This is a genomic window from Pseudomonas avellanae BPIC 631, from assembly GCF_000444135.1.
GTDB classification, from domain to species: Bacteria; Pseudomonadota; Gammaproteobacteria; order Pseudomonadales; family Pseudomonadaceae; genus Aquipseudomonas; species Aquipseudomonas avellanae.
This window is the reverse complement of record NZ_ATDK01000371.1, coordinates 1-6,030: the sequence shown is the minus strand read 5'-3', so window position 1 is coordinate 6,030 and position 6,030 is coordinate 1. Positions and strand designations below refer to the sequence as shown.

At 60.3% G+C, this 6,030-nt stretch carries 3 protein-coding genes and 3 pseudogenes; 3 read left to right on the top strand and 3 right to left on the bottom strand.

The window, feature by feature from the left end:
• A pseudogene (locus tag DW49_RS1000000132415) lies at positions 1-121 on the top strand (IS3 family transposase); the annotation flags it as partial.
• A 9-nt stretch (positions 122-130) separates the two neighbouring features.
• On the opposite strand, the pseudogene DW49_RS0122130 reads toward DW49_RS1000000132415, so the two are convergent.
• Both DW49_RS0122130 and DW49_RS0122125 read right to left on the bottom strand, forming a co-directional pair.
• Positions 131-1,507: pseudogene (locus DW49_RS0122130) on the bottom strand (FUSC family protein); the annotation flags it as partial.
• Positions 1,508-1,509: 2 nt separating this feature from the next.
• The gene (locus DW49_RS0122125; RefSeq protein WP_005615368.1) at positions 1,510-2,970 is read right to left on the bottom strand and encodes an efflux transporter outer membrane subunit; all 1,461 of its coding nucleotides are present in this window, start codon (positions 2,968-2,970) and stop codon (positions 1,510-1,512) included.
• Positions 2,971-3,154: 184 nt separating this feature from the next.
• Between DW49_RS0122125 and DW49_RS0122120 the strand changes: the two genes are divergently transcribed.
• Positions 3,155-4,102, top strand: coding sequence for a LysR family transcriptional regulator (locus tag DW49_RS0122120; RefSeq protein ID WP_005615366.1), 948 nt, complete (start codon positions 3,155-3,157; stop codon positions 4,100-4,102).
• An 87-nt stretch (positions 4,103-4,189) separates the two neighbouring features.
• Positions 4,190-5,164 (top strand): 2-hydroxyacid dehydrogenase, encoded by a 975-nt coding sequence (locus tag DW49_RS0122115; protein ID WP_024421405.1) that lies wholly within the window; start codon positions 4,190-4,192, stop codon positions 5,162-5,164.
• A 48-nt stretch (positions 5,165-5,212) separates the two neighbouring features.
• Here the strand turns inward: DW49_RS0122115 and DW49_RS1000000134085 are convergent.
• Positions 5,213-5,925, bottom strand: a pseudogene (locus tag DW49_RS1000000134085) (TagA domain-containing protein); the annotation flags it as partial.
• Between the last annotated feature and the right edge of the window lie 105 nt (positions 5,926-6,030).

Sequence of the window (6,030 nt, the reverse complement as noted above, 5' to 3'; positions counted from 1 at the left end):
GCGGGATATCAGTCATTATCTGATGCATCGCTACAACTGGATTCGGCCACACCAGTTCAATGATGGACTGGCGCCCGCTCAGTACGAGAAAAACCTTAACGTCGTGTCCGGGATGAGTTGACCACTACACGACAAAGCCCAGTAGCGCGCCGAGCAAGGTGCCGGTGGCCATCTGAAACGACATGCGCTTGGGGTTGTGGGTGGTCGATGACAGCGCAACCGTGGCCGCCGAGGCCAGAACCATGTTCGCGCCGCTGGGCCAGGCCGTCAGCAGCCACCAGGCACTCATAAGGCCGACCACGCACGTCGCACGAACCCCGGCCGACAGTGCCGTCATCCAGTGGGTGCGCGGTACGAACGGCTCTTTCCACTGCTCGCGCACATGCCTGTGATCGGCCAGCGATGCATGGGTCCGGGCGTAATCAAGCAGCTCGCTGATCAAGCGATACAACAGCTCGAATGCGGTATGAAAATCCAGCCGCTCGGCTTCACTTGGCAAGGCCTGCTCAAGCTCGGCGCGCAGGCTTCTGACGCGGTCTGGCAACTGTATTTTGAAAAACTCCAACTGACTGACCAGTGCAGCGGCATCATCGCTGGTCAGACTGTGGCCGGTGAACGCCTGCAGCAGTTCTGCCAGGCTCTCCAAGCCGGGCGAAACCTGCTCCAGCACGGTTTCGGCACGCTCGCTACGCAGCCGCTCAAGCAATTGGTGCAATGCATTGAAACGTGTGGTGACGGCCATAAACTCGCTGTTCAGGCGATTAAGACGGCCATTGCGCCGCCGCATGTGCGGGTCTTCAAATACCGTGACGCTGCGCAGCCCTTCCAGACCAATGGCCTCTGCCACAAAACGCACGTTGCCGGTTTCAAATGCGCCAGGTGAAATATCACCGCGCAGACCCTCGACCATGAAGCGGGCGAACACGCCAAAGCGCTGATACAAGGCATTGCGCATGGCAGCACTGGCGCTTTGCGGCAGGATCGCGGCAGTAACTGCGGTTGAGCAAAGAATGCCGAGCGTGATTTCCAGCACTCGCCACACAGCCGCCATGAACGCCCCTTCAGGATGGGCCAGCGCCGGCAGCCCCACCATCGCCGCGGTGTACCCGGCCAGGACAAAACCGTAAGCGCGAAAGTTGCGGTAACGCGCCGCACCTGCCGAACAGACTCCGACCCACAACGCCAGGCAGCCGAGAAACGGCACAGGGTCCTGCGCAAACAGCGCCATCAACACAACCATCATGGCCGACCCGGCCAACGTGCCCAGCAGCCGATAGAAACTCTTGGCGAACACCTGCCCGCTCTGCGGCTGCATGACGATGAACACCGTAATGATCGCGGTGTGCGGTTGCGGCAACTCCAGCCGAAGAGCCAGCCAGTAGGTCAGGAAGGCGGCGATCAACACCTTGAAAAGATAGACCCAGGTCACCCCGTCGCTGCGCGCCCAACCTTTGAACTCGCGCCGCCACGGCAAGGCGACGATGCGGTGCAGGGTGCTGGTGATCATCGTTACCACGCTGCGCGCCCATCGCTGGCCGTCAACCCGCCGCCCAGCGCCACGGTCAGCCCGGCATAGGCCGTCAACCGTGCAGCCTCGACCTGCTGCTGAATCTGTTGCTGACCAAGCAGCAGCGTTCGGGCATTAAGCACGTTCAGGTAATCGGTCAGGCCGCGTTGCCAGGCGATCAGGGCAATGTCATAGGTCTTTTGTGCCGACGCCACCGACTCGGCGGCAAATACACGCTGTTTGTCCATCGAGGCGCGACGAATCAACTGGTCAGAAATACTCTTCAACGCCATCACCAGCGTCTGGTTGTAGCGCGCAACCGCCATGTCATAGCTGGCCGACGCCTCGCCTAATTCCCCGCGCAAACGTCCGCCATCGAAGATCGGCAGACTGATGGCCGGGCCGACCGTGTAACTGAGTTTGCTGCCGCTCAGAAACCCCAGCATGCTGCCGCCCGTGGCCATATAACCGAGGCTGCCGAGCAGATCGACATTGGGATAGAAGTTCGCATGAGCGACGTCGATGCCACGCTCCCGAGCGGCAACCTGCCAACGCGCTGCCACCACGTCTGGCCGCTGACCCAGCAGTTCAGCAGGCAGTGCCGATGGCAGTTTCAGTTCGGTGTGCAACGACAACGCGGGCCGCTGCAACTCAACGCCCTGCCCCGGCCCCTTGCCGGCCAGCGCGGCCAGTTGATTGCGGCTCAGGGCAATCGCCTCTTGCAGCGCGTCAATCTGCCGATGGGCTTCGGGCAGTGCGGTCTGGGCCTGGCTGACGTCGAAATGCGTGCCGATCCCGCCTTTGAGGCGACGCTGCGCCAGGTCGAGTATCTGTTGCTGCTGAGTCAGAGCGGCCTCGGCGATGTCGAGACGGGCGTAATTAAGCGATAGCTGAATGTAGGCGCGGACCACGTTTTGTTGCAATTCAAGCTGCGCCTGACGTTGTTCGGCGGCGCTGACGTGCGCCAGATCCAGCGCCTGCTCGCTTTTGTTACGTTCCCGCCCCCACAGATCCAGCGCGTAGCTCAGGCCAAGCGACGCATTGTTGTCCCAGGTGCGAGTATCGGCCAGCGCTCCAGGCCCATAAAACTGATCATCTGGCCAGGCGTGGCGCATCAGGCTGGCGCTGCTTTGGACCTGCAACGACTCGCCCGATTCAGCGATGCCAGCCATCGCCCTGGCCTGCCGCACACGGGCAGCAGCAAGCGCCAGGCTTGGGCTGCCCAGCGTGGCGAGTGCGATCCAGCGATCCAGTTGCGCATCACCATAGGCCCGCCACCATTGCGCCGCAGGCCAATGAGCGTCGCGTGCAGCGCTCTGGATGGCCTGATCGGTTGCCAGGCGGTCGGCGGGCAAGACACTGCTTTGCGGTTTGATGCCGTGGGTTGCGACACACGCGCTGATGACCAGCGTCAAAGCCAGAATACCGAGGGGCTTGAGCCCTCTGATGATGCGACGCGACACAGCTGCGAGTTCCCGACCGAAGGTAATGCACCTTGAATGGCGGCGATTCTAGGCGGCACTCGACGCGGCGATAAGCGGGGAGATATGTGAATGTTTGTTACTGAAACGGCGATAATGCTTTGGTCTGGCTGACATGCAATGGTTACTTCATGTCACAATTTGCCATCTATTCAGAGATGTACTCATGGACACCCTGCAAAACATGCGCGCCTTCAGCAGCGTGGCACAGGCAGGCAGCTTCACCGCCGCCGCTGCCGTGCTGGACACCACGACCGCCAACGTCTCGCGCGCTGTGTCAAACCTCGAGGCACACCTGCAGACCCGGCTGCTCAACCGCACCACACGACGCATTGCCCTCACCGAAGCGGGCAAGCGTTACCTGCTGCGCTGCGAGCAGATTCTGGCCTCGGTCGAGGAAGCCGAGGCCGAAGCGAGCGACGCTCATGCAAGGCCCGCCGGGCAGCTCAAGGTGCATTCGATGCCGGGTGTCGGCCAGCATTATGTGATCGATGCCATTGCCCGCTATCGGCGCAACCACCCCGACGTCGCCTTCGACCTGACCATGACGCACCGGGTGCCAGACTTACTGGAAGAAGGCTTCGACGTGTCGATCGTGCTGGCCAGCGAACTGGCCGATTCGGGCTTTGTGTCGCAGCGCCTGGGCATTACCTACAGCATCGTGTGTGCGTCCCCCGAATACGTCAAAACCTTCGGCATGGCGCACAAGCCCGCAGACCTTCTGAACCATGCGTGCCTGCGGCTCGTCAGCCCAGTGTTCCCGCTGGACAAATGGCTGTTCGACGGCCCGGAAGGCCAGGAGATGGTCACCATCAACAGTTCGCCGTTGCTGGTCAACTCGGCCGACGCCATGAAGACCGCGATCTCCAGCGGCATGGGCATCGGCATCCTGCCGATCTACTCGGCCATCGAAGGCTTGCGCAACGGCACGCTGGTGCGCGTGCTGTCCGACTATCGCTCGCAAGAGCTGAACCTGTACGCCATTTACCCGTCGCGCCAGTACCTGGACGCAAAGATCAGGACCTGGGTCGAATACCTGCGCGGCTCGCTGCCGGAAATCCTCGCGGCCGATGAAGCCGACTTGCACGTACAGGCACTCAAGGCGTCCTGCTGACATCGTACAACTGCAAAAAGCGGCTGCCAAAGAGCGGGCAGGAATGTTAGCGTGCTACTCATTCAATCGCTCAAGAGTGACTGCCCGATGAAAAAAACCGTACTCGCCTTCAGCCGTGTTTCCCCCGAAATGGCCGAGCGCCTGGCGCAGGATTTCAACGTTATCGCGCCCAATCCCAAACAGGGCGATATCAACGCCCAGTTTGAAGAAGCCCTGCCGCACTCACACGGTCTGATTGGCGCAGGCCGAAAACTGGGTCGTGAACAGCTGCAGAACGCGACCAAACTGGAAGTGGTATCGAGCATTTCGGTGGGCTACGACAACTACGATGTCGGCTACCTGAGCGAGCGCGGCATTCTGCTCACCAACACCCCGGACGTGCTGACCGAAAGCACCGCAGACCTGGGTTTCTCGTTGATCATGAGCAGCGCCCGCCGCGTCGCCGAACTGGACGCCTACACCAAGGCCGGACAATGGACGCGCAGCATCGAGCCGCCGCATTTCGGCACTGACGTGCATGGCAAGACACTGGGCATCGTCGGCATGGGCAATATCGGCGCAGCCATTGCCCGCCGTGGACGTCTGGGCTTCAACATGCCGATCCTGTACAGCGGCAACAGCCGTAAGAGTGAACTGGAACAGGAGCTGGGCGCACAGTTTCGCAGCCTGGACCAATTGCTGGCCGAGGCAGATTTCGTCTGTCTGGTGGTGCCGTTGAGCGAAAAGACCAGACACCTGATCGGCCGTCGCGAGTTGAGCCTGATGAAGCCCGGCGCCATCCTGATCAACATCGCCCGCGGGCCGATTGTCGATGAACCGGCACTGATCGAGGCCCTGCAGAACGGCACTATCCGCGGCGCTGGTCTGGACGTCTACGAAAAAGAACCGCTGAGCGAATCGCCGCTGTTCCAGCTCAAGAATGCCGTCACCCTGCCCCACGTCGGCTCGGCCACCACGGAAACCCGCCAGGCGATGGCCGACCGCGCGTACAACAACCTGCGCAGTGCACTGCTGGGCGAGCGTCCGCAGGATCTGGTCAATCCGCAGGTGTGGAAGGGCTGATTCAAAGCAGCGTGTGGCCATAGTGACCACACGCGACCTGACACTCATTTACCTGGGAGCAGAGCCAGCAGGCGTTTGCTCCTCAGCAGCTGTCCGAGACAGGGCTACTCGCCCAAACGTAAATTTCTGTGTTGGCTCATAGTCCAATGCTGCTTGCGTCACCGTTGGGTTATTTGGCGATGCCGTTATGAAGGTGCCCGTCGCAAGACTTTGCACTTGGGACCATGACCCACCTGTGAAGTCCGCTCGCCGAGTCCATCGGTGAGTATTGAGACCGACCTGACAATCCCTCATTTTCAAACCATCCACCAAACAGCGACTGCCATCAGGGGTGACAAGGTTGAAGTGCGGCCCGCGCGAGTCATAATCCATGAGATTGCCAGTCCGCCATTGCTGGTTAATATCATTGACGCAAGGCTGCGTAACGACACCATCACCAAGACGCATCAAACACTTTTCCCCTATTGAGTGGATCTTTATTAAAGATGCAATATTGTCAGGCCCGAGACGGTCGAAGTTTTGCTCCGCACCATACGTATTGCCTTGCATCACTACACTCCCGCTCTGCTCTGCTCTGCTGTGATGAACTTACCGTCCTCCCCTCCTTGAAGCACTATCGCTCCAGGCTGTGCTATGTCCGGGCGCACTCTCCATTGAAATTGCGGCGTGTTGATATCGCACACAGACAGGGCCAGCGTTTTCCCCAGACAGGATGCTGTATTGGGACCCGTCAATATAAGCGATTGCCCTGAGCCGTTCAAAAGTAAGCGCCTCATGAACCCCACATTCCAGTCCTGCAATTGAAGCTTGATGCTGTGCTCCAAATTCTTTTCAGGAGCCAGCCCCCATGATGCGACCCGACGCCA